Annotated in this window: 26 protein-coding genes and 1 pseudogene; 14 read left to right on the top strand and 13 right to left on the bottom strand. The window is 64.1% G+C overall.

The features are described from left to right. Positions 1-24: 24 nt before the first annotated feature. From LOC60_RS08185 to LOC60_RS08175, 3 genes are read left to right on the top strand one after another with little or no spacing between them, the layout of a single operon-like run. The gene (locus tag LOC60_RS08185; RefSeq protein ID WP_230024329.1) at positions 25-1581 is read left to right on the top strand and encodes an FAD-dependent oxidoreductase; all 1557 of its coding nucleotides are present in this window, start codon (positions 25-27) and stop codon (positions 1579-1581) included. Between the two features lie 55 nt (positions 1582-1636). Beyond that, positions 1637-1993 (top strand): DMT family transporter, encoded by a 357-nt coding sequence (locus LOC60_RS08180; protein ID WP_230024327.1) that lies wholly within the window; start codon positions 1637-1639, stop codon positions 1991-1993. Beyond that, positions 1993-2310 (top strand): DMT family transporter, encoded by a 318-nt coding sequence (locus LOC60_RS08175; protein WP_230024326.1) that lies wholly within the window; start codon positions 1993-1995, stop codon positions 2308-2310. The genes LOC60_RS08180 and LOC60_RS08175 overlap by 1 nt, the downstream gene beginning before the upstream one ends. A gap of 168 nt (positions 2311-2478) precedes the next feature. Here the strand turns inward: LOC60_RS08175 and LOC60_RS16405 are convergent. Continuing rightward, positions 2479-2733, bottom strand: a pseudogene (locus LOC60_RS16405) (hypothetical protein); the annotation flags it as partial. 240 nt (positions 2734-2973) lie between these two features. Continuing rightward, a complete protein-coding gene (locus tag LOC60_RS16305; protein ID WP_331460792.1) occupies positions 2974-3270 on the bottom strand; it encodes a recombinase family protein in 297 nt (98 codons plus the stop codon). A gap of 115 nt (positions 3271-3385) precedes the next feature. On the opposite strand from LOC60_RS16305, the gene LOC60_RS08165 reads away from it, so the two are divergent. Beyond that, positions 3386-4357, top strand: coding sequence for a serine hydrolase domain-containing protein (locus LOC60_RS08165; RefSeq protein ID WP_230024325.1), 972 nt, complete (start codon positions 3386-3388; stop codon positions 4355-4357). 423 nt (positions 4358-4780) lie between these two features. After that, positions 4781-5752, top strand: coding sequence for an alpha/beta fold hydrolase (locus LOC60_RS08160; RefSeq protein WP_230024324.1), 972 nt, complete (start codon positions 4781-4783; stop codon positions 5750-5752). A gap of 3 nt (positions 5753-5755) precedes the next feature. On the opposite strand, the gene LOC60_RS08155 is transcribed toward LOC60_RS08160, so the two are convergent. The 4 genes from LOC60_RS08155 to LOC60_RS08140 all read right to left on the bottom strand — a co-directional run bounded on the left by LOC60_RS08155 (position 5756) and on the right by LOC60_RS08140 (position 8333). Continuing rightward, on the bottom strand, positions 5756-7096 hold the full coding sequence (locus LOC60_RS08155; RefSeq protein ID WP_230024323.1) for an MFS transporter: 1341 nt from the start codon (positions 7094-7096) through the stop codon (positions 5756-5758). Then, complete coding sequence (locus LOC60_RS08150; protein WP_229952115.1) at positions 7093-7293, bottom strand: helix-turn-helix transcriptional regulator; 201 nt, start codon at positions 7291-7293, stop codon at positions 7093-7095. Before LOC60_RS08150 ends, LOC60_RS08155 begins: the two co-directional genes overlap by 4 nt. Position 7294: 1 nt before the next feature. Beyond that, on the bottom strand, positions 7295-7762 hold the full coding sequence (locus tag LOC60_RS08145; protein ID WP_230024322.1) for a hypothetical protein: 468 nt from the start codon (positions 7760-7762) through the stop codon (positions 7295-7297). A 73-nt stretch (positions 7763-7835) separates the two neighbouring features. Continuing rightward, the gene (locus tag LOC60_RS08140) at positions 7836-8333 is read right to left on the bottom strand and encodes a hypothetical protein (protein WP_230024319.1); all 498 of its coding nucleotides are present in this window, start codon (positions 8331-8333) and stop codon (positions 7836-7838) included. Positions 8334-8520: 187 nt separating this feature from the next. Between LOC60_RS08140 and LOC60_RS08135 the strand changes: the two genes are divergently transcribed. Both LOC60_RS08135 and LOC60_RS08130 read left to right on the top strand, forming a co-directional pair. After that, complete coding sequence (locus LOC60_RS08135) at positions 8521-10767, top strand: endonuclease/exonuclease/phosphatase family protein (RefSeq protein ID WP_230024318.1); 2247 nt, start codon at positions 8521-8523, stop codon at positions 10765-10767. Positions 10768-11066: 299 nt separating this feature from the next. After that, positions 11067-11645 carry a DUF1349 domain-containing protein gene (locus LOC60_RS08130; protein WP_230024317.1) on the top strand — a complete coding sequence of 193 codons (579 nt, stop codon included), beginning with the start codon at positions 11067-11069 and terminating at the stop codon, positions 11643-11645. Positions 11646-11661: 16 nt separating this feature from the next. Here the strand turns inward: LOC60_RS08130 and LOC60_RS08125 are convergent, their stop codons facing one another. Then, a complete protein-coding gene (locus tag LOC60_RS08125) occupies positions 11662-12222 on the bottom strand; it encodes a chloramphenicol phosphotransferase CPT family protein (protein WP_230024316.1) in 561 nt (186 codons plus the stop codon). 97 nt (positions 12223-12319) lie between these two features. Here LOC60_RS08125 and LOC60_RS08120 point away from each other — a divergent pair, with 97 nt between their 5' ends. The 3 genes from LOC60_RS08120 to LOC60_RS08110 all read left to right on the top strand — a co-directional run bounded on the left by LOC60_RS08120 (position 12320) and on the right by LOC60_RS08110 (position 14553). Continuing rightward, positions 12320-12778, top strand: coding sequence for a hypothetical protein (locus LOC60_RS08120; RefSeq protein WP_230024314.1), 459 nt, complete (start codon positions 12320-12322; stop codon positions 12776-12778). Then, on the top strand, positions 12775-13092 hold the full coding sequence (locus LOC60_RS08115; protein WP_230024312.1) for a winged helix-turn-helix domain-containing protein: 318 nt from the start codon (positions 12775-12777) through the stop codon (positions 13090-13092). Before LOC60_RS08120 ends, LOC60_RS08115 begins: the two co-directional genes overlap by 4 nt. Positions 13093-13176: 84 nt before the next feature. Then, entirely contained in the window at positions 13177-14553 is a 1377-nt protein-coding gene (locus LOC60_RS08110) for a hypothetical protein (RefSeq protein WP_230024310.1), read from the top strand. 16 nt (positions 14554-14569) lie between these two features. Here the strand turns inward: LOC60_RS08110 and LOC60_RS08105 are convergent, their stop codons facing one another. From LOC60_RS08105 to LOC60_RS08095, 3 genes are all read right to left on the bottom strand, one after another. Continuing rightward, positions 14570-15241, bottom strand: a complete 672-nt coding sequence (locus tag LOC60_RS08105; RefSeq protein WP_230024308.1) for a hypothetical protein — start codon at positions 15239-15241, stop codon at positions 14570-14572. A 3-nt stretch (positions 15242-15244) separates the two neighbouring features. Then, the gene (locus LOC60_RS08100) at positions 15245-16093 is read right to left on the bottom strand and encodes a phosphotransferase family protein (protein ID WP_230024306.1); all 849 of its coding nucleotides are present in this window, start codon (positions 16091-16093) and stop codon (positions 15245-15247) included. A 95-nt stretch (positions 16094-16188) separates the two neighbouring features. Further along, positions 16189-16698, bottom strand: a complete 510-nt coding sequence (locus LOC60_RS08095) for a CGNR zinc finger domain-containing protein (RefSeq protein ID WP_230024304.1) — start codon at positions 16696-16698, stop codon at positions 16189-16191. A gap of 84 nt (positions 16699-16782) precedes the next feature. On the opposite strand from LOC60_RS08095, the gene LOC60_RS08090 reads away from it, so the two are divergent. Further along, entirely contained in the window at positions 16783-17643 is an 861-nt protein-coding gene (locus LOC60_RS08090; RefSeq protein WP_230024302.1) for an alpha/beta fold hydrolase, read from the top strand. A gap of 565 nt (positions 17644-18208) precedes the next feature. Here the strand turns inward: LOC60_RS08090 and LOC60_RS08085 are convergent. Next, the gene (locus tag LOC60_RS08085) at positions 18209-18748 is read right to left on the bottom strand and encodes a cupin domain-containing protein (RefSeq protein WP_230024299.1); all 540 of its coding nucleotides are present in this window, start codon (positions 18746-18748) and stop codon (positions 18209-18211) included. A gap of 102 nt (positions 18749-18850) precedes the next feature. Here LOC60_RS08085 and LOC60_RS08080 point away from each other — a divergent pair, with 102 nt between their 5' ends. Continuing rightward, positions 18851-19861, top strand: coding sequence for a redoxin family protein (locus LOC60_RS08080; RefSeq protein WP_230024297.1), 1011 nt, complete (start codon positions 18851-18853; stop codon positions 19859-19861). A gap of 39 nt (positions 19862-19900) precedes the next feature. Here LOC60_RS08080 and LOC60_RS08075 read toward each other — a convergent pair whose 3' ends face one another. Beyond that, a complete protein-coding gene (locus LOC60_RS08075; protein WP_230024289.1) occupies positions 19901-20095 on the bottom strand; it encodes a hypothetical protein in 195 nt (64 codons plus the stop codon). A 236-nt stretch (positions 20096-20331) separates the two neighbouring features. Here LOC60_RS08075 and LOC60_RS08070 point away from each other — a divergent pair, with 236 nt between their 5' ends. Together LOC60_RS08070 and LOC60_RS08065 are read left to right on the top strand one after the other, a co-directional pair. Then, positions 20332-20859 (top strand): RNA polymerase sigma factor, encoded by a 528-nt coding sequence (locus LOC60_RS08070; RefSeq protein WP_230024287.1) that lies wholly within the window; start codon positions 20332-20334, stop codon positions 20857-20859. Further along, positions 20856-21965, top strand: coding sequence for a CU044_5270 family protein (locus tag LOC60_RS08065; protein WP_230024285.1), 1110 nt, complete (start codon positions 20856-20858; stop codon positions 21963-21965). Before LOC60_RS08070 ends, LOC60_RS08065 begins: the two co-directional genes overlap by 4 nt. Positions 21966-22099: 134 nt before the next feature. Here the strand turns inward: LOC60_RS08065 and LOC60_RS08060 are convergent, their stop codons facing one another. After that, the gene (locus LOC60_RS08060) at positions 22100-22867 is read right to left on the bottom strand and encodes an SDR family NAD(P)-dependent oxidoreductase (protein WP_230024283.1); all 768 of its coding nucleotides are present in this window, start codon (positions 22865-22867) and stop codon (positions 22100-22102) included. Between the last annotated feature and the right edge of the window lie 24 nt (positions 22868-22891).

Below are 22891 nucleotides of genomic sequence, written 5' to 3'. Positions count from 1 at the left end.
CGTACTCCTTGAGGAAAAGCACCAATGAACACTGATCTGTCCCAGCTTCCAGTCGCCGTCATCGGCTCCGGCCCCGTCGGCCTGGCTGCCGCCGCCCATCTGCTTGAACGCGGACTGACGCCGGTCATCTTCGAAGCCGGCGATGCGCCCGCCGCCGCCGTCCGCCGCTGGGGACACATCCGGCTGTTCTCGCCGTGGCAGTACGACGTCGACGCTGCCGCCCGCCGATTGCTCGCACGTACCGGCTGGCAGGAACCGGATGCCGAAACCCTGCCGACCGGCGCGGAACTCCTCGAGCAGTATCTGCTGCCGCTGGCCGCCGTCCCCGCCATCCGGAACGCCCTGCACACGGACAGCGAGGTTGTTGCCGTCAGCCGCGAAGGCCTGGACAAGACCCGCACCGGCGGACGGGATACCACCCCGTTCCTGGTCCGCGTCCGGAACGCCGACGGCACAACCGCTGACCACCGGGTGCGGGCCGTCATCGACGCGTCCGGTACCTGGAACTCTCCGAACCCGCTGGGCTCGGCAGGACTTGCAGCACCGGGGGAGGCCGCGGCCTACGCGTCGGGCTTCATCACCGCTCCGCTGCCGGACATCGTCGGCCGAGACCGTGCCCGTTTCGGCGGCAAGCACGTCCTGGTGGTCGGCGCCGGCCATTCGGCCGCCAATACGCTGCTGGCACTGGGGGAGCTGGCCGAGCAGGAGCCGGAAACCCGGATCAGCTGGGCCATCCGCCGGTCCTCGGCGGCAAGCGTGTACGGCGGCGGCGACCTTGACGGGCTGCCTGCCCGCGGTGCGCTGGGCAGCCGGCTGCGGACCCTGGTCGAGGAAGGCCGCATCACACTGCACACCTCGTTCACCATCACCGGCTTCAAGAGCGCGGACACCCTGACCGTCGTCGGGGCCACGCCCTGCGGGGAGACGCAGTTGGACGTCGATCTGCTGGTTCCGGCCACCGGCTTCCGGCCGAACCTGGACATGCTGCGGGAAGTCCGCCTTGATCTCGACCCGGCTGTGGAAGCTCCGCGGGCACTCGGGCCGCTTATTGACCCGGAGTTCCACAGCTGCGGCACCGTGACACCGCACGGCGCGCGGCTGCTGTCCCACCCGGAAAAGGACTTCTACATCGTCGGTATGAAGTCCTACGGCCGGGCGCCGACATTCCTGATGGCCACCGGCTACGAGCAGGTCCGTTCCATTGCCGCAGCCCTGGCCGGAGACCAGAAGGCGGCCGACGACGTCGAACTCGTGCTGCCCGAAACCGGGGTCTGCTCCACGGATCTGGGCGGCAGCTGCGACACCGTGTCCAGCTGCGGCACCGACGCCGGCGCTGCTCAGGCTGATCAGGGGGACTCCGCCTGCTGTGGTGTGCCGGAACCGGCTGCTGCTGCACCGGTTGATTCCTGCTGCTCGGTACCGGAGCCGGCTGCTGCTGCACCGGCTGATTCCTGCTGCTCGGCACCGGAGCCGGCTGCTGCTACGCCCGCTGCTGACTCCTGCTGCGCGGCGCCGGAACCGGCGTTCCTCGGTATTCCTACCGGCCTGGAACACGGTCGCTCCGGAGAACGGGGAAACTAGTTCCGGATACGATGCCGTAGGTCCCACCACACGTCGTCACCGAAGGAACCGTTCGATGAGCAACAGCACAAAAGGGTGGATGCTCCTGTCCGCCGCCATCCTCGCTGAAGTGGCGGCGTCGCTCTCGCTCAAAGGTGCGTTGGAGCATGCCGGCCTCTATGCGGTGGTCGCGGCCGGCTATCTTGGCTCCTTCATCCTGCTCGCCGGTGTGCTGCGCACCGGCATGGCCTTGGGTGTCGCCTACGGCGTGTGGGGTGCAAGCGGCGTCGCCCTGACCGCCATCGGTTCCCTGGTCATCTTCGGGGAACCGCTCACCCTGCTGATGGGCATTGGTATCGCCGTTGTCATCGCCGGGGTGCTCTGCGTCGAACTCGGATCACAAGCGGCACATGAGAAAGCCGAATCCGCCTAATGGCTTACTTGTTCCTGATCGGAGCGATCCTCTTCGAAGTGGCAGGCACTGTTTGCCTTCGCCTCGCCGTAAATGACAGGCGCTGGTACGGCGGGGTCGCCGTCGGCTACCTGGTTGCGTTCGTCATGCTTACCCTCACCCTCGCCAACGGCCTGCCATTGGGCATCGCCTACGGGATCTGGGCAGCCGCCGGCGTCGCCCTGACAGCAGTCATCGGCAGGGTCTTGTTCAAGGAACCCTTCACCTGGCTGATGGGCCTGGGAATAGTCCTTATTGCCGGTGGTGTGCTGCTCATCGAACTGGGCGCTGTCCACTGACGACAGCAGGATCAGGCGGGACCGTGAACGGTTAGTGCTGCAGCCTGGGGGTGTCGAGTCAGGCTCGAGCTTGCAGCATTCGCTCGACCGCGGTGACGACCGCTTGCCGGCGAGCGGCAACTTCCTCACCCCTGTCCGGGTTTCCGCGAGACCGGTAAGCCCTTCCGGAGAGAGCTGCCAGGCCTGCGCGATGGCGTAGATGAAGACCAGAACGTCGACGGCGGACAGCGGGCGTGCGGCAGCCGTCGCGACGGCGAGCGTTTTGTTCCGATAGATATCGCTCGGCTCGGCGGTGGCCTCCGGCCGCTCGAGCTGAGCCCACATGCTCAGGCGGAGGACTTCGGGGAAACGCTGATGATGGTCGAACACATCCCCGGCCCAGCCTGCGAGGTCCTCGGGACGCGGCGGGACATTCTTGGCCACAAGTAAGTATCCATTTACTTATAGGAGATGCCATGCAGCCACGCCAGCGCTCGACCCAGTTCGAGCCGCACTCGGCGACGACGGTGCTGACCTAATTGCGCAGTATGCGAGTGTCGCTGTCTATATGACCGAGATGTTCCGCGCCCTCACGCAAGATGCCCTCGCAGTGCGGTACCGACAGCCGTAGGGCATCGGCCCCGGATGGAGAACCCGTCCCCGTGAGGGACCGGATTACGAGACCTACCTGGCGGCCTCGTAGGGCTCGCACCGGGTCTGGAGCTCCGTGGCGGCCGTGGTCCAGGACTCGGCGTTAAACATCCACGCCTTGGAAGGATTTTCGGCCTGCATAATGACGTTCTCAGTGGGTAAAGACAGCTCCTCGCGGGTCCTTAGGTGAATGAGCGCGGCCTCGAACTCGGCGACCATGCCGAGGATGTTGAAGAGAAGACGCCCAACGGGATCCGAGGGGTCGTAGACGCTGGCGCCCAGGCTCACTGATACGCCACTATGTGTGAGCTCGTCGGCGGGTATCGTCAACTAACGTTGACAGCTTTTGACCTGCCAATTATGGTTGCCCAAGTAGTGTCAACTTGGGTTGACCCGAGTTCGGTGGTGCTTCTCATCCTGTGGACCTAGGGAAGGACGTCCCGTTGTGGAAACGGCATGGATTGGTGACTTTGAACTAGTCCGCGTAGTGGAGCGGATGTTTCGGTCACCTGCCCAAGCGACAGCCGTGGCAGTGGTCACCCCTGAGCGCGAGATGACAGCCAGGGTCGGCTCCGACCACCACTCCACCTTCGAGATCGGGTCGATCTCGAAGGTGCTCACCGGGATGCTGTATCGGGATGTGGTGGAGCGCCGCCTCGCCTCGCCGACGATGGTTCTTCGCGAACTGCTTCCCCTCGACGGATACGGAGACGTGGGGTCCGTGACCCTGGAATCCCTGGCTACCCATCGGTCCGGGCTGCCGGGCCTACCACCGGGGATGCAGCCGCTCCGGCGCACCCTTGGCTTCTGGATCCGCGGCGAGAACCCTTACGGCGATTCCCTTGCCGACCTTCTACTCCAGACGCGCACCGTGCGCGTCGGTACCCCTCGACCCAGGTACTCGAACCTGGGTTTCCAGTTGCTCGGGCATGCCGTGGCGAAAGCAGCCGGCAGCAGCTACGCACAGCTCCTGCAGGACGTTCTCGGCCCTGAGTTCTCGACTCCCGCACGTGTGAAGGATCTCGGCCCTGCGGACCTCACAGGGTCGGACCGCTTCGGGCGTCCCATGCGCGCCTGGGTCGGCGAAGCGATCGCTCCCGCGGGAGGTGTCCGGGCGACAATCGATACCATGAGCGGGTTCCTTCGGTCGCTCCTCGACGGGACACCTCGCGGTATGTCGGCTCTCGATCCTGTTGCCGACTTCACGCCCAGAGTCGGCATCGGCGCCGGATGGATCACCCTCGAGCACCACGGCCGGAGCATCACTTGGCACAACGGAAGTACCGGCGGATTCAGCAGTTGGATCGGACTCGACAGGGCTGCGGGCACCGCCGTCGTCGTGCTCGCGGCGGTCCACCGGTCCGTCGACCGCCAGGGGTTCCGAATTCTCGAGGAATTCGTTTCCCCGGCAGGATGACACGACCACTCGTCGCCGACGGCAAATCAGGCTAATTGGCCGTCGGCGATACGCAGAGGCTCTGGTCGCTCGTAATCTAGCTACTCAACCCGACGTGACAGCGCTTGTCGATCGGCTTACGGGACAGCACCTCGTGTCCCTGCCTGGATGGTGCAGTTATCCAAGTGGCGGTTAGCCCTGGGTCTGCTGGGCGCGCCGGGGCGCGCCGGGACGCGCGTTCGACGGCATTGACCAGTCCAAGCGGGACTTTCGTTCCTTCCTCCTCCACATGAGTCCGCGGTGCACAGCCGCGACTGGGTTTTCGGAATTTCCCGCCTCACGGTGGAGGATTGCTCCGGGGCCCGTCGCAACTATCGCGTCCTGGAGCCTGATTCGGACGCCAGCGGTGGGCCCGGCGCCGGAAAGACTGAAAAAGGGGAACTGATGGGGGAGACGCCGCGGGAGCACGGCATGCTCGAGGTGGGAGAGGGCCAGAGCATTTACTGGGAAGAATGGGGGCAGCCCGACGGCGTACCCGCGCTCTACCTCCACGGCGGCCCCGGCAGCACGCTGGGAACAAGCGGGTACCGGCACCGTTTCGATCTCACGCGCACCCGGGTGCTTGGGCTGGAGCAACGCGGCTGCGGACGTTCCCGCCCCCATGCGGCGGATCCGTCCACGCCCCTGGAGCTCAACACCATTGCCCACCTCATCCGTGACATCGAGACCCTGCGCAAAGCACGCGGCGTCGAGAAGTGGATCGTCAACGGAGTGTCCTGGGGATCGACCCTTGCCCTCGCCTATGCCCAGGCGCACCCCGAGCGCGTCCTGGCCGTTGTCCTGGTCGCGGTCACGACGACGAGCCGGCGGGAAGTGGACTGGATCACCGAAGGCGTCGGCGCGATTTTCCCGGAAGCCTGGGACCGCTTCGTGGCGCACGCAGAGCGAAGCGGGATTGGGTATGAGCGCGGACGCGGCCGGCTGGTCGAAGCCTACCTGCGTCTGCTGAACTCGCCGGATCCTGCCATCCGCGACGCTGCCTCGCGCGAGTGGGCTCTGTGGGAGGACACCCATATCTCCATCGGCACAGACGGCTTCCGTCGCGATCGCCGGTGGGACGACGACGCCTACCGGATCGCCTTCGCCCGGCTCGCCACGCACTATTGGACGTCTGCGGGCGTCGGCGACCTGCCGATCCTGGCCGCCATGGACCGGCTGCACGGCATTCCGGGAACGCTTATTCACGGGCGCCGCGACATCTCCGGCCCAGCCGTCACCGCGTGGGAACTGCACCAACAGTGGCCGGGATCAACACTCATTATCGACGACGGCGACGGCCACGGCGGCGGGAGCATGGTGACGCACTGGGAGCAGGCCAACGCGCAGCATGTCAGCGCGGGAGCCACTTTCTCCTGACGCCTACGGCACGAGTTCTTCTCCATCGGACAGCTGCTGAACCTCTATGCGGGCGTTTCTGAACTTGGAAAACAGCAGCACGAACCCGGACAAGAGGAGAAAGCCCGCCGCGGCCCAGAGCGCCGTTCCAGTTCCGGCAACGGCTGCCAAGGTGCCCCCAAGCGGAGCGCCGAGCACGATCATTCCGCGGTTCACCGAGCGCATGGTTGCACTCATCCGTGCAATGAGTCGGTCCGGCGTCACGGCCTGCCGGTAGCCCATTTCCAGCGGCCCTTCGGCGCCCATTGCCAGACCGAAGAGGAACTGCCCCGCGCCTGCCAGCAGAAACGCTGCCCACAGCTCTCCCGGCCACTCGGCCGGTGAACCGTGGATCCCGCCGTCGTGCGCCGGATCGGCAACGAAGGGTGCCAGTGCCACCAGGACGACGGCGACCGGCTGGGCGAGGCGGGCAGCGACGATGACGCGGCCCGTACCCCATCGGTTGCCCAGCCGGGTGGAGAGCGTGGTGCCGATGACCGCACCAATGCCCGCACAGCCCAGCACCAGACCCATGCCCAGGGCGCCCAAGCCAAGGTCAAGTAGAAGAACCGCAGGCAGGACGGCCCCGAGGATGGCGGAGCCGATGAACCACAGGTGCGTGCTCCAGGCCAGCGGACCAAGGTAGGCATGGCCGTACACCCAGTCCAGTCCCTCCGCGATTTTCCGGTGGAGCCGTTGTCCGCTTCTCACCGGAGCCGGAGGTTCCGGCCGTTCCAAGGTCAGGAGCACCGCTGCCGAAAGAAGATACGAGACGGCATCGAAAAGAAGTGCCACCGGTGCGGTGACCAATGCCACCAGGCCGCCTGCGACTGCAGTTCCCGTCGCCTGGGCTGCGGTGTCGCTTTGCTGCAGCCGGGCATTGGCCCGAGTCAACAGGGAGCGGGGGACCAGTTGCGGAAGGAAGCTCTGGTAGGCGGCGTCGCTGGTCAGCGCCAGGAGTCCGAAGGCGAACATCAGAACCAGCAGGACCGGAATCGAGATCCCACCCGCTGCCGCCGTTACGCATATGCCGACGAGGATCACGGCGCGGCCGATGTCTCCGCCGATGAGTACCGTCCGGCGGGGAAACCGATCAATCCAGATACCGGCAACCAGACCGAATAACAGGTAGGGGGCCCAGCGGGCAGCATTGACCAGACCCTGGTCCAGTGCCGTCCCGTTCATGGTTACCAGCACCAGCACCGACAAAGCCAAAGTGGTCGTATAAGTTCCGAAGTCGGAAACCGTCGACGCGAGCCAAAACCGGACGAAAGCCGGATAGCGACGCAGGTTCGGCCGTACCTCTTTGGCGCCGGCGCGACTCATTGCTGCTCGTCGGGAAAGAAGAGGTCCTCGATTGTGCTGTTGAAGACTGCGGCGATCCGGAAGGCCAGCGGCAGCGACGGGTCAAAACGTCCGCGTTCAATGGAAATGACGGTCTGGCGGGATACCCCCAACTCGTCGGCGAGCCGCTGTTGGGACCAGGCCAGGCGCTGCCGCGACTCATGCACCAGGTTCTTCACGTCAGCCTTTCCGCCGCAGCACCAGGTACCGGATGCCGAAGGAGGCGAAGCCCAGCCCGACCACAGCCGGAAGGACGAGCTTCAGGTCGACCACCAGCTCCCTGGGGATGAACGCCAGAACGGTAGTGGCGGCTCCAAGCACCAGGATCAGATCCATGAAGGAACCCGAGGCAGCCTTGTCGATCCACCCGGATTCGACGGAGTCGTCCGGGCGTTCGGTTGCACCTATCAGGGTGTTTCGGTCCACGACCAGGACATAGACCAGCGCCGCGGCCGGCATCGCGATGCAGGCGGCAAAGACCCAGAAGCCGAGCGCAGGATTCGATCCGCCGATCCCGGCCAGGACGGACAGCCAACCTCCTGCTGCTCCCAGGATCAGCCCGCCCGGAACGGCGATAGCCGCGGCGGGCAGGCGGCCGGTTCCGAACTTGGCATATCCCCACTTCGTACGTGTTGGCGCAACAGACATTTCCGGCCTCCCGAGGTGTACAGCTCGCTTTACACGTCTAGTTAGCTTTACATGCTGCCTGCTGTCAAGGGTTTTATAGGTGCGGATCCACCACTACCTGAACGTCGTCTTCATAGAGAACCCGTCCCGGATCGGTTGACCGCACTTCCTGCCAGTCGATCCCGTACCGGGTGAGCAGGCCGAGGTATCCGGGGATTCTGTCCAGCAGGTGCTCGGCGGAAATCCGAAACCATGCCTGCGCGTGCGGGTGGATTCCCCGGTCGTATATGCCCGGATCGGTTGTGCTTGGATCCGGGTAGGCGGCGTCGTACCAGGCATTGGCGTCGGCCCACCACTCGTAGTCTTCACGGTTCAGCCGGCCGTCCCGCGCCAGGGCGTTGGCTAACCCGAATATGCCAATCCGGGCTCCGCGGGCATTCGGTTCGGTTGCCTCATACCTGACGAATTCCTGGTCTGCATCCTTGCATGCGGGCCGCCTGCGAAGCGTGCAGGGGAGCCTTCGCCACTGCGTCTCACTGCCATGGCGATCATAGGCGGCTAGATGCACAGTGCTCGGAAAAGGGATCGGCATCCCAGATATGCGGCGAGGTGGCCTCGGGCGCCAGCTCCCCCTTGAGTAACTTTGACCCTGAGCGCAGGCTGGAGAAGGGTTCTCCATATATCACTTCTAAGTGGAGCCCGCCTCAGAATGACAGTGACATTTGCGGTTGGGTCGAGAATGTCGTTACATGGTTTGTTTCGCTGGCTCAGGAGTCCTGATGGCATTGCGCATCGGTACATTCAATGTCCAACTATTCACCGACACTCAGGCGAAAGCAGCGGCTAAGGACTATGTGGGTGCTGCAGCCGCGCTGACCGAATTTCTGCATGCGGTGGCTACGGGTCAGCTGTCCACTGTCGACACCGCGCAGCAGGCCAAGGGTCTCCGTTTCGTCGAGCGGATTCTGGACGCCCCCTACGATGTTGTGTGCCTTCAGGAGATGTGGAGTCTGCCTGCGTGGTGGGTAATGCGGGATGCGTTGCAGGCTGGCGGCTATGTATTCACCGAGGGCAGCTTGGAGATACGCCACAATTTGCCGACGCCGCGCCCGGAAAAGGATTGGACCGATCGGGACGTGATCGAGGAGAATGTCGCCAGTTGGTCAGGGCCAGCCGGGAGCGGTTTGGCGGTGGCTAGCAGAATCGCGCCAGTGCCCTTCACATTGCCGGGCGATACATCCCCGCGAACCACTGCCTTCGGTGTCTTTGAGCAGGTAGGTGGTTCCGATGGGCTGTCGGACAAAGGTGGGTTAGTGTTCGCGCTCGATGTACCTAAGTTGGGGCGGACAGTGGTCGCGGCGTCTCATTTGCAGGCCGACTATTCGTTGGACGGTGACCCGACATATGAGGGCATCCGTCAGGCACAGCTGCAGCAATGGGATGATTTGATCGGGCAAGTAGCCGAGGTGGTTCACACGACCCGGATCGTCGCCTGCGGGGATCTCAACGTGCGTGCAGAGCCGCAGGTCCCGGCGACTGCGGGAACGCCGCCACGCAGTGCAGAGTACCTGCACACCTTCGGATGGTCCCCGGGTACACCAGCAAGCAATCGGTTCGGTGCCAGACTCGTTGATGGTTGGACTTTCAGTAGTCCGGAGGAACTGGCGGTGACGAATCAGGACCGCCAGCGACTGGACATGGTCTGCAGCGGGACCGGGACGGAGCGCCCGGCGGTGGTCCGCCACATCATGCTCGCGCGCAATATGCTCACGCCCAGCACTCCATCACTTCTGGAACCCACTCCCATAGGGCGCGGCCCGCTGAACGGACGCGGCGGCGACCGGTGGGAGAGCGATCATATGGGGGTCAACGCGATTATTGGACCACCCGCCGAACATGGGACCCCGGTACAGGCCCGGCCGATGCCCCTTGATCCGGGGCAATGGGGTCACTGGAATGCGATTCTCGACAACGGTGCCCCGCGGTGGTTGCTGCTCACCGAGCCCGGAACCTACCGGGTAGAGATTAAGGACCCGACAGGAACCGACTCACGCTTTTTGGTGTTCGAACCCCATGATCTCTCCGCACCGTTTGCCTGGTTGGACCCTGAGGGTAGACAACCCGAGCCGATAGCCGCATCGGGGGAGTTCCCAGGCTACGCCGCGGAGGTGCACCGGGTTGGCGGCCCGCTTACGCCGCTCTACGTGCGGGCTCAGGCGGAAACAGACGCAACTGTGAGAGCGACAGTGCTCGCTTACCGCCACGCGGGCATCACCCCCGATGAGGCGATCATCATCGACCCCGACGTCGAACACCAGCTCACGATCGCATCCAATCAGGACGATATGTGGGTGGAACTCCAACCCGACGGACCCCCTCTGGACCCTGATCCGTCGCAGATGCAAACCATCCGGATCGAAGTACACGGAAGCGTCGTAAAGGTCGAGGTACAGGACCTTGGGTTGTCGCCGCTGCCGAACACGCTCGTCGAACCCGGCGTCACATTCAACGGGCTTCAGGCGACGATTCGGCTTCGGGGACCGCAGAGGGTGCTGGCTCGAATCCAGGCGGCCTCCGTTGCAGATACGTTTCGTGTCCGCTGGGTCACTGACCTAAAGGTGCTGCACGGGGCGCTCTACGAGGGTACTGCCCCCGCCAGCAGCTGGGATCTCAAACTCCACGTAGATGACGAGACTGGAGCCGATTTTCTCGGTGCGGACGAAATCACCGTTTCGGGTCAGGCCGACGCGGCGCCCATGGGTCAAATCTCCGCGAATGATTCCGACACAGGAGAGAACATATCCCTAACGGCCATGGATCCGACCCGGTTTATCGACGAGTGCGTCATCACTATCACTGAGGACGATGTCGATGGCGACGCCGTGGGGGGTGTCATCCTTCCGGCAGATCTACCAGTTGGCGTTATGCTTCCAGCTCGCTCGCGACGACGTGCAATACGGGTGGGATCAGGGACCTACGCCCTGTTCTACAATCTCAGTGGCTGGCTGCGCCGCAAGAATTTGTAGTCGCCCCCAGTCGCCCACCGGCAACAATCTCCAGGTCTACCGGTCCTATTTGGAGAGGCCTGCGACTCTATATGCAGGCCCACCCGCGGAGCTGCTCAGGGACGGGCGACGTCGTTGCTTGTGACCGTGTCCTACCTCGGGTTCCTGCTTGGTCCTGTCTATGTTGGGAATTGGGTGGACACGGCAGGGCTGCGCGGTGCGATGGCCGCGGTGGCTGCCCTCGGCGTCGTCCTCCTTTTGCTTGCGCCGTCTATGCTTCGCCGTACCCGTTCCACGTCTGAACCGAGAAATGGATGAAAATGTTCGAGAACATGTTTTGGCTGAACGAACCCGGCAGCTGGAACGACAACGGGGACTCACTCACTCTGGAAACTGCTGCTTCCACGGATTTCTGGCGGAAAACCCACTACGGATTCATCCGCGACACCGGACATTTTTTCTCCACGGAAGTTGCCGGTGACTTCACGGCTACCGTCACGTTGGCCGGCGATTTCACCTCGCTCTATGATCAGGCGGGCCTGATGCTCCGGATCGATGAGCGATCGTGGCTGAAGGCGGGAGTCGAGTACAGCGACGGCGCGCTTCAGCTCAGTACGGTGGTCACCAACGGCACCTCGGACTGGTCGCTGTCTCCTCTCGGAACGGCCCAGGATGAGATAACCCTGCGGCTGACCCGTCAGGCCACCGCGGTCCACGTGCAGTACCTGGAATCCGGCGGCCCGGCCGGACATTGGAAAAGCCTGCGGCTGGGTTACCTTCCAATGGAAAGTCTTTGCCAGGTGGGGCTGATGGCCTGCTCGCCGGAACGCGGAGGATTGACCGTCCGTTTCACGAACTTCAGCGTTGTGCCCTCTGACGGGATCAACCTGCATCCCTGAGACAGTACGGGAGGCCTCAGAGTAGGGAACCGGACCGGAGTAAATTTGCGATGTCCCGGGCGCATGCCTCGGTCTTACGATTTGTGGTGTCGACAACGACATCGTAGGCCACCCCGGTATGCACAGTCAGGGCCTGGTGTCGCGCCATGCCTTCCACGCGGTCGGACCGCTGCCCTTCCCGGAAGGCTGCGACATCAGAGTTGCAGCGCACTCCCACCCACATCATGGCTATCCCGCTGAACGTCGCTCTCAAACGCTCCTGACCGGCGCCGCCTGAGAGGACAACCTCATCAAGAATCAAGCGGGCACCAGAGCGCGCCATGTTGCTCAATCCCATGTACCACGCACGCTCAAGGTCCCGGTGCTCGGCGGTAAAGGAGATCGTGCCGTCGGGCTCGTAAGTGATTCCGGCGCGCGGGCTGTCGCCCCGATCGGGAAGTGCGTCGATGAAGGTATCCACGCCGAAGGTCAGCCAGATACCCGGAAGCAGTTCCTGCAGAGCCCGAGCGATCGAGGACTTTCCGGAGCTGGAGCCTCCGTTCAGCACGATTACCTGGGGAATTGGGTCGGGAGACATTCCGCGAGCCTAACCAGAAACCGGAGAGGGGCCAAGCCGCGGAAACATGGAGTACTTTCCACTTGCGAAAGTGATAAGTGAGTGTCATGCTCCTCGTATGGAAAACTTCGATGCAGCTCTCCGTGCCGCCGACCGCGCTGCTGCCGCCCCTTTCACGCAGACGCCCCGCATCTCTGCGTGGTATCCGTTCGCCATGGCCGCCTACTTCACTGCAGTTGCTGCAACGTATCCGCTCCTGCGGGACGGCCGCATCATTCAGGGCGTCGGCCTGCTCCTGGCGGCCGTCGCCGCCGTGCTGATCCTTACGCTGACCATCCGGGCGCGATGGGGTACATGGCCGCGTATGGCTGTAGCTCCTACCGAGATCAAGCGTGCGTACATGCTCTTCATTGTTTTGGCCGTGGCCGCCTTGATCCTTTCCGCAGCCATCTGGAGCTGGTTCGGTGATACCACCGGGCTGGTCGCGGTCTTCCTCACCGCGCTGGTTCTCGTCTCGGCCTATGAGTTCCGGCTGTACCCCAACGCCGCCCGGCAGGTACGGCAGCGCATGGCATGAGTTCCCCACTGGACGGGCTCGACCCGACACTCAACCAGCCCAAACGCCTGGCCGCGATCGCCATGGTGGCCGCGAGCACCTCATGCGACTTCGCGTTCCTGCGCGAGCAACTCCAGATCAGCGATTCAGACCTGTCCAGGCACATGTCGGCACTCAATCACGCTGGCTACGTCTCCGTGCGTAAGAGCGGCAGCGGCCGTGGCAGCACCACGACCTACTCGATCACGCCCGCTGGCCGCACCGCTTACGGGCGGCACCGCGACACGCTGACCCAATTCCTCGCCGCCCACGACCCGGGTGAGAGCGGCGGTTAGGGCCGCTAGACTAACCCCGTCTCACGTTCGGCATGTGACGCGGGACGGCATGACCAGGTTTCGGAAACCACCGGGGGAATCAGTATGAAGAAGCTCGTCGTCGCGCCTTGTCTTGCAGCGCTGCTGCTCGCTACGGCCTGTGCTCCGTCGTCGCAGGATCCAGCTTCTTCCACCGCCGGGGGCGATGCGTCGCCGTCCCGGACACCCGCTGCTGTTTCGGCGAGCCCCTCCCGGACACCCGAGCCCACCGCGACGGAGCGGCCAACGCTGGGCAAGCCCGCCTCCTACGAGGAAGGTTTTCCCTACGCGACCGGTGCACTGCCGGCGCGGTGGCTGAGCCAGGCCGGCTGGTACGCCCGGAAAGGGGCCGGGGCGGAGGTCATCGGCGACCTGACTGCCTTCGTCGATCAGGATCTGGAGACCCGGGACCAGACACTCGTGGTGACGGACAGTGCCGGCGACATCCTGTATCGGTCGCCGTCCCTCGGCCTGGACCCGGAACAGCGCGTCGAGCCGGCCCTGGACCGGGTGCGGCAGAATGGGCAGGAATTCTTCACGTTCTACCAGATCGGCGTGCCGCTCCAGCCAGGCGCCGGGCAAGGTGGCGCTGATCCCGTTGCCCAGCTGATCGTCGTCGACGCGGCAGGGAAAGCAGCCGTCGTTGAAGAGGATGTGGCCGGCTACCGCCCCACGTCGACACATGACGGTAACGGTGCCTTGGCCTTGACCGCGACCGACGGCAGCCTCGGCATGCAAAGCGGTATCGCAGCCGGCCCCGACACCCCCGGGTTTGTCCGGGTGCTCAATGCCGAGACAGGAACGCTGGAGCAGATTCCGGAACTCGAGGGGCAGTCCTGGCTGGCCCGGATCGACGGGGTGGATGTGTACCGCTCGCCCCGGGCAGCGAACCCGCAGCAGGGTCTGCCGGAGGCAACGCTCAGCATTGGTGAATGGTCGACGACGTTCGCGGACCATCCGTCCGGGTCCATCGTCTTCGGCTCCACATTCGTCTCCGTCCGCAAGGTCGACGAGACGTGCGAGTCCGTCGACGTGCACACCGGACAACCGGTTGTCTTCGAGGGCGCGGCACAGGGATGTGCCTTCCAGGCGGCCCGGCTGCCCGGATACGCAACAGCGGCCAGCCCGAATGGTGAGCTGTACCTGATGCACTGGCAGAACGAGCAGGGCGTTGACGCGCAGTGGGTGGTGAACCTGACGACGGGGGAGCAGAAACGGATCGACCCGGCGTCGGACTTCCACCCCGTCATGGTCTCCGACGCGGGCGAGGTGTACGGCAGGAACTCCGCCGGGGATAGAACCGGGTATCTGAAGTTCCCGGAGCAGGTGGTGCCGCAGTTCGACGAGACGAAGCGCGACCTCCCCGCGGCGATCACCAGTGAGGGCCTGGCAATGTTCAAGTACGAGGACCTGCCGACCTACTTCGCGCTGCCGGTGGACTAGCCCGTTCAGGCTGGCGTCATCGGCAGGCGACCGGCTGCTGCACGAAACTGGTTGGGCCGGCCGGCACGTAACCGCTGAGTTCGTTGCCCTCGGCGTCGAGCTGTACGGTGTATTCGCTGGATTCAACCAGCCGGTATCCATTGAAGGTGGAAGCGCCGTCGACGGTGAGCACTCCGCCGGTGGCGTTCCACGCCAGGGTGTAGTTGCCCGCTTCGATTGGCCGGTAGCCGTCGTCGGTGTGCCACTCGCCGGCCAGCCGGCCGATTCCGTAGCGGCCCACCGCGTAAACCCTGCCGCTTCCGGACGTGAAGAACGAGGACTCCCGCACCGCTGCGCGGCAGCCCTCCGGCCCCTGGGGCTCCAGGATGAAGCTTTCCGTCCCTGTAATGAGCAGCGATCCGAAGGCGAGACTTGCGACCGCGGCGGAGGCGAGGAGGGCCGGGACCGAGGAACGCGGCCGGGTATTCGGGTGGTCGCCATTCCGGCTCCACGAGCTGAGCCACCGGAACGCCAGTGCTACCAGGAGCAGTGCGATAGCCGCCATCCCGGGACTGACGATCCAGGAACCGATAACCAGGACCCACCCGGTGGCTGATGCCAGGATGCCCACCAGTCCAAGCAGCAGGCAGGCGCCCGGCACAACAACACGCAACGCACCTGTCCGGTAGCGAGGTTCGTTGGAGTCCATCGTTTACAGCCTTTCCCGGAGCCAGGTGTTTGCCCGCGCGACCGCTTTCCCGATCTCGTCCGCGGGCCGGCCGTTCACCAAGGCGAACGCGACTTGCTGCAGCCGGAAGGTGTTCCGCCGGACGGCAGCCCGGCGCACGTCCGCGGAGCCGGCGATCAGCGGCAGCTTATCCCACCCGTTCCAGGCGCCGATGCAGGCAAGATCGGTGGAACGGTCGCTGCGGGACGCCAGATCCCAGTCCAGGACCCCGACTATCCGGTTCCCTTCCCAGAACACGTTGTGTCCTGCGAGGTCACCATGGGAAAACACGTCGCAGGCCCGTTCGAGGTTCATCAGGGCGGCGACTGCATCCGCCGCCCGCTCCTGAACATCCTGATCGAGACGCGGCAGGACCTCTTCGCATTGGATCCGATACCAGTCCGCACCGCCGCAGAAGACCAGCGGTTCGGTCAGCAACCCCTCGATCGGCTCAGTGGCAATGGAGGACACCGAGCCGAGCAGGTCCTGAAGCTGGCCGGGGTCGCCTTCACCTGCCGGGCAGGGCCCGCCCGGGATCAGCCGCGTGGCGACAGCCGAAAAACCCTCGACTTCCACGACCGGTCCCAGGGACCGGGGGAGGATGAAGCCGACCGACTCCGGGATGCTGTCCACCAGCTGCTGCCGCTTCCGCATAGCCGCTGCCGTTGCGGGATCCCGTCCGATCCGAACCGCGGCGGTGCCGTCCAGCAGGACCACGGTATGGGCCGATCCTATTTCCACAATCGACCGGGGAGCCGCCTGCGCCGCCGGAGGCAGCCCTTCAATGGCGGCATCCACCAGGGCATGCAAACTGCGGTTCTCAATTGTCCCCATGACCCGAACCTAACAGGGCCGCCGAAGTGTTCCAGGAACCTACGCTGATCCGGACACCGGCCCCCTCAGAGCCGGTCGACTCGAAGCCGGACCCGTTACGGCCGGTCCGCGGCCGCCCGCTGGCGTCCTGCATGGGTGCGGGCCTTCATCCGGTTTCCGCAGACGGCCATTGAACACCACTTGGCGGTTCCCGGCCTGCTCCTGTCGATGAGAAACAGGTTGCATTCGTTGTTGGCGCAGGCGCGGAGGCGGCCGGGAAGCTCATGGAGCACCCGTGACCAGGCAATCGCCGTACGGAAGGCTAGCCGCTCGTCCTCCGGCGCCCGGACTTCCCAGCGGAGACCCTGCGGAGTGACCCGGGGAACCAGGACGCCGTCACCCAGCGCTGTCGAAAGGCGGGACAGCGCGTCCTTGGACTCCCGGACGGCGTCCTGCAGGCACTCCCGCATCCGTCGCAGCTGTGCAAGCTCGGCCGGTGAGCCGGTGCCCCCGTAGCGGGCGGCCAACTCCTTGCCCGCTGCGCCTGACAGTTCGTCCGTGGGTCTGCCTGCGACCACGGGTGCGCTGTTGAGCACCGCCAGCAGCAGGTCTTCATCGTTGACCATCGGATTCCTTTCACGGGGGTGCACGGGACGCTTTCCATGGTAGCGTCCGCATAACCAGTAAATTGAATGATAGGGGTTAGTCCCATGGTTGCCGTCCACCACCGCACTGTTTCCGTCAATGGCCTAGACGTGTTCTACCGCGAAGCCGGTCCCGCGGATGCCCCGGTGCTGCTGCTTCTGCACGGGTATCCCACAAGCTCACACATGTTCCGCCACCTCATCCCCAGGCTCGCCGGGAAGTACCGGGTAATTGCCCCGGACTCCATCGGTTTCGGCCGGTCCTCGGCGCCCTTAGCTGAAGAGTTCGCCTACACTTTTGCCTCGCTGGCCGACGTCACGCGCGGTTTCCTGGCGGAACTCGGCGTGAACGCCTACACGGTCTACACCCAGGACTACGGCGCCCCGATCGCCTGGCGTCTGGCGCTGGCCAACCCGGCAGCGGTGGAAGGGGTGATCTCGCAGAACGGCAACGCCTACGAGGAGGGATTTGTGCCGGGTTTCTGGGCTCCCATCTGGGCCTACGGTGCGGACCCTTCGCCGGAAAACAAGGCGGCCCTGCGTCCGGCGCTTGGCCGGGAGGCAGTTGAATGGCAGTACAAGCACGGCGTTCCGGATCCCACCACCGTGGACCCGGACGCCTGGGAGCACGACCTGGCTCTCTTGGCCCGCCCCGGCGTTGACGAGGCCCAGCTGGCGCTCTTCGGCGACTACCACACCAACCGGACCCTGTATCCAGCCGTCCACGAATGGCTTCGTTCCACCCAGGTTCCGGTGCTTGCCGTGTGGGGACGGAATGACGAAATCTTCGGTCCGGCCGGAGCACGGGCGTTCCTCCAGGACGTCCCCAAGGCCCGCGTGGAACTGCTCGACGGCGGCCACTTCCTCCTGGAGTCACACCTCGACGAGGTAGCGGACATCATCCTTGACTGGCGGTCCGGGTTCTGACAGAGGAGTCAGAAACCACTGAATCCTGTCCGATACCCCGTGATGAACGAGAACCGATGAGACGCGCCGAACTCCTCAACTCGCTGCTGGTGCTGCCGACGATCGAAGCCGGGCATTCCGAAGAGGATGACGCTCGGAGCTCGATATGTTCCAATCGGCGGCGCCGGCTCAGTGCTTGGGGGAGATTATGGTGTTGAGTATGCGCGCGTCTGAGACTGTTCATGCTGAACCCCGGGACGTATTGGATTCGCCGTCCTATAGAGTCAATTTCTGGCAACAAGCATCGCCTCCGCGCGGCTGGGCGTTGGATGCGTACGTCCTGAGCGACGTCGAGGACCTGGCCGAGGTGCAGCAGTGGATAGAGGAGAACGCCCACGGGCGCCGATTCGAGTTGTTCGTCGAGGTGGATAACGAACCCCCGGGTCCTTTCACCAGTCCACGGAAAAGTGGGCTCGTCCGACTGCTTGGAAGTAATCCCAATGCTGGCGTGTCTGTACATATCGGGAGTTTCATACCGCTCTAAACAAGATTCTGGTCGAGACTTCTTCTGAGCGCCCCGGCACAATCAGCCCTCAGCAGTTCCGGGCATCCCATCCATTTCTGCCGGCCTGGCGAGGTTGAATCGCTCCACCAGAAGTGGAAGCGTGTCGAAGTCCATTTGCAGCCCGTATTTGGCATTGGCTTCCGCTAGCGTGCCGAAATCCGGAGGGGCGTCCTCAGGGAAACACCCGCTGATCTCCTGGAAGTACCCGGCGAAACCCGCAGGCGAGATGATTTCCAGAACGCGCGCCGGTTCGTCGTCGGCGTTCCAAAAGGTATGCCACTGGTTCCTGGGCTTCCGGACAAGTTCGCCGGGGCCGGCGTAAAAGACCTCATCTCCTAGGAGGAAGCCAATTCTTCCCCTCGTGACTACGGTGAACTCATCCTCGCGGCTGTGCATGTGAAAGGGTGCCGCAAGTTCTCTCGGCGCGATCAAGTGTTCGACAACCGAGAAGGAGGCCGCTGTTGACTCCGCCCCGAGAACCGTCCGTGCCGTCATCGCGTCATTGAAGCGAATCAGGAGTCCCTCGTCCTTACCGACAGGTCCATAGTTCCTGATGCTCATGGGACCATGTTCCGTCCATCTATGACCGTAGGGAAGGCCCCGGAATTCCGGGAATCAGAAATCGTTGACCTGTCCCCTAGGGGCTGGGTTTACGGTTGGTGCATGGAGAAGCTTTTGCGCTCGGGTGAAGTGGCCGCTGAGACGGGTGTGTCGGTGAAGGCGCTGCGGGGGTATGAGGATCACGGTTTGGTGGTGCCAATGCGTGGGGAAAACGGTTATCGCCTGTACGGGCGGCATCAGGTGAATGTCGTTACACAGGTCCACCGACTGAACGCCCTGGGGATCCCGCTTCGTGACATGGCCGCGTTCGTCGACTGCTTGAACGCTGGCAGCGTTCATGCCGACGCATGCCCGTCGACGCTGACTGAGTATCGTCGGGCGATCGAGCGGATTGATGCGACGATCACAGCTTTGACGCAGCAGCGCACCCTGCTGGTGGGTAACCTTTCGACTGCGAGCAGGCGAATGCTGGGACAGATGGAAGAAACCGATGCGGCCAACCCGAATCTAGCCCCGCTATCCGGTGACTTGGTGGCCCCGAATGATGACGGAGCCACCGATCATCTACCGGGAATGCTGATGCCTTCCATCGTTTTGCCCTCCACAGACAACGACGACGTCGATCTCGGTGATCTGGGGGAGGGACGGGTGTTGATCTACGTGTTCCCAATGACGGGATCACCGGAGCAGGACATGCCCGAGGGGTGGGATGCGATTCCCGGTGCGCGGGGATGCAGCCCGCATAACTGCGACATGCGCAACCACTACGCCGACCTCGTGCAGGCCGGAGTGCGGCGGGTCTTCGGGCTGTCCAGTCAGCCCGGCTCGTACCAGCAAGCACTCGTTGGAGCCCTGCGGCTCCCGTATCCACTGCTCACCGATGAGGAGCTGTCCCTTGCAGCAGATCCTGGGTTACCTACCTTAACGGCAGGGGATCTTACGGTTTACCGTCGTCTGGCTCTGCTGATCCGTGACGGGCGGATCGAGCACGTGTTCTACCCTGTCTTCCCGCCGGACCAACATGCCGGCGTCGTTCTCGACTGGCTCGCCAACCACCCGGTGGATGGTTTTTCGGAGCAGTCAGCTGGGCATGGCACACAAAACCACTACTAACAGACTGAGATGGAGCTTTGCGGGGCGGGGTTCGTCCGCTTACTCCAAAGTGGTGGCTGTCGTCCGCCCCCGTCGGTACTCCAGAACGGAGCAGATGAGGAACGCAGAAGCAGCCAGGACCAAGACGAGGACCGACGCTGGGCTCCACCATTCCGGCAGCTGCTCGGCGAGCATCATCGTGCCCACCGCGAAAACGATCGAGACTCCGAACAGGTAGCGGCTCCATGCAGTCATAGCCACAGCCTAACCGCGGCCGCGATGCCGAGACGAGATGTTCGATAGCCAATCCTTCGGCGAAACGACCTGGGCGTTCCGCTATTCCAGCGAGGGCAACTCGCGATCGCTCTTCCACAGTTACGACATCGCGACCCTCCAAGCACATCACCCCACGGGACACGCGGTCGATTTCCTGACAATCGATATCTGGGCCGGTTAGTTACACTTTTGAGGCTGCCGGACATTAACAGGGCATGAGCTTACAAACCGTCCGGAAGGAACAAGTGGTCTTGGAAAGGGAGAAACGCTTCCTGGCCACGCATGCCGCCTGTCATGACCGCATTTACCGGTATTTCCGCCGTCGAACAGATAATGCCGCAACCGCAGAAGACCTGTGTGCCGAAGTCTTCCGGATTACGTGGGAAAAAACGAGCCAGAACGAAAGCCCTTCGGTGATGGTCGTTTTCGGGATCGCGAAAAACGTGCTCCGCAACCACGACCGGTCGGCGCTTCGGTCCTCCAGCCTCCTCGGGGCTCTGCAACTCGAACGGGACCAAGAGCGCTGCCGTGATGAATCGTCCATCCATGAGGCGCTGAGCCGGCTTCGCCCCGACGATCGTGAAGTACTGCTGCTGACCTATTGGGACGGCTTCAGCTCCACCGAGGTTTCGGACCTGCTTAACACCAGCGCCACCGCGGTCAGGATGCGTCTGCACCGGGCCCGCAAGGCGCTGAGTCACCTACTTGAACCGGAAACGCAGCCAGAGGGAGCAGAAAGATGAGTAAAACCAGCATGCCGGGCGGCATCGAACGTCTGCTTCAATCGGTCGATCCCGGGCACTCCGTCAGCGAGGCCGAGGTGGCCACGAGCCGGGCCAGATCCCTCTCAGTCATGAGCGCAGATGCCCGCGCAGAAGGCACGACGGTAACCCGCCTCGCAAGCCGCATTCCGCCGCACACCACATCCAGGGGCAGCCGACCGCGCGTCCGACGCCGCCTGGTGCTGGCCTCGGCGGCTGCCGCCTTGCTCGTAGGCGGCATCGTGATTGCCGACGTCGTGCGGCCGAATGGCCCGGGAGCAACCGCCGAGGCGGCCGAGGTCCTGAACGATGCGGCGGAGGCAACGATCCGCACATCCGACCCGCTGGTTGGACCCGGGCAGTACCTGAAAATCGAAACGAAGGCCCTTACCTATGGCGGCATGCAGGCCGCCGACGGCAGCGACATTTCCTGGCAGGAAACGGTTAGCGATCAGCTGTACATACCGGCGGACAAGGAGGCGGAATGGGTATGGGACCGCGGCGAGCGGATCCCCCTTGAGTCCTCCTCGGACGCCGCCAAGGCTGCGGCCGCTGAAACCGCGAAGTTGTTGCAGAAGGGGAAGGGCGGCCTCCCGAACCCGACGGTCGGAATTCAGCGTGCTCCGGGCGGAGCCTTCTACGGGACCGCGCCGATGGTCATTATCGGCACGTCCCTTCAGGACGCAGGAAGTCTGCCCCGGGATCCGCAGGCCTTGCTGGACCTCATCTATGAACGGACGAAGGGCGCCAATAAGACGCCGGAAAGGGCGGCTTTCGTAACCATCGCGGATGGTTTGCGCACCGGAGCCGTTCCGGCCGACCTGCGCGCCGCCATGTACAAGGCTGCCGCCCTCATCCCCGGCGTCGTCGTGGGGGACCGGCAGGCAACAGTCGACGGCCGGACAGGAATTGCGATCGGCCTCGCTTCTCCGGAGGGAACGTCAAGGGATGACATCATCATTGATCCCGCCACCGGGCTGGTGATCGGGGAGCAGGACGTACTGCTGAAGGACTTCTCCGGCTCACCCGCAGGGACCGTCTCATCCTGGACTTCCGTGCAGACTTCCGTCGTGGACTCCGCACCCTGAACATCAAGGGAACCGTTGCCAGCCAGGAATGGTTCCAGGACCCGGGGTGATCGGACCCCGGGTCCGCCGTTGCTTGGCGGGCGGGCGGTGCGAGCCCTACGAGTCCGCCAGCTAGTCGTTCCACTTTGAAAGCATTAGTGGACCGAAAATCCTCCATCAACGGTGATCAACTGCCCGGCGACGTAAGCCGACGCAGCGCTGGCAAGGAACACAGCCGCGCCTGCGAAGTCCTCGGGCAGGCCGTTTCGCCCGACGAGTGTGCGCCTGGCCAGAGCTTGGACGGCAGCTGGGTCCGAGCTGAGCCGCTTATTCAAGGGGGTTTCCACGAAGCCTGGCACCAATACGTTTGCGGTGACACCGTACGGTGCCCAGGCCTCGGATTGGGACCGGGCCAGGGCCTCGATGGCTGCTTTTGATACCCCGTAGGCACCACTTGACGCGAACGCCCGATGTGCCTGCTGAGAGCTGATGTGAATGATCCGGCCGAAACCGCGTTCGGCCATTCCGGGCGCGAGGCGCTGACCGAGGATGAATGGCGCCTCGAGGTTGACTCGCATGGTCTCATCCCAGGTGGCCTCGTCGAGCTCGGGCATCAGCGGGCGAAGATTGATGCCAGCTGAGTTAACCAGGATGTCGACGTCGCCGGCAGCATCGGCAAGAGCGTGTGCTCCCTGGCGGGTTGCGAGGTCCACGACGACTCCGTCTGCGGACCCTCCTGCCTCGCGTATTTCCTCTACTGCCGCGTCGATCGCCGCTGCGGTCCGGGCCGCGATGAGGACGTGTGCGCCCGCTGCGCTGAGTGCGAGTGCGATCGCTTTGCCGATACCCGAACTTCCTCCCGTCACGAGTGCCACGCGCCCATGCAGGCCGAAGAGATCACGGAGATACGTTGATGAATCCATCGCATGAGCGTAACGCGGAGCATG

The organism is Arthrobacter sp. zg-Y769 (genome assembly GCF_020907405.1).
Taxonomy (GTDB): Bacteria; Actinomycetota; Actinomycetes; order Actinomycetales; family Micrococcaceae; genus Arthrobacter_B.
The sequence above is the reverse complement of the archived record's forward strand: the minus strand, read 5'-3'. Positions and strand labels throughout refer to the sequence as shown.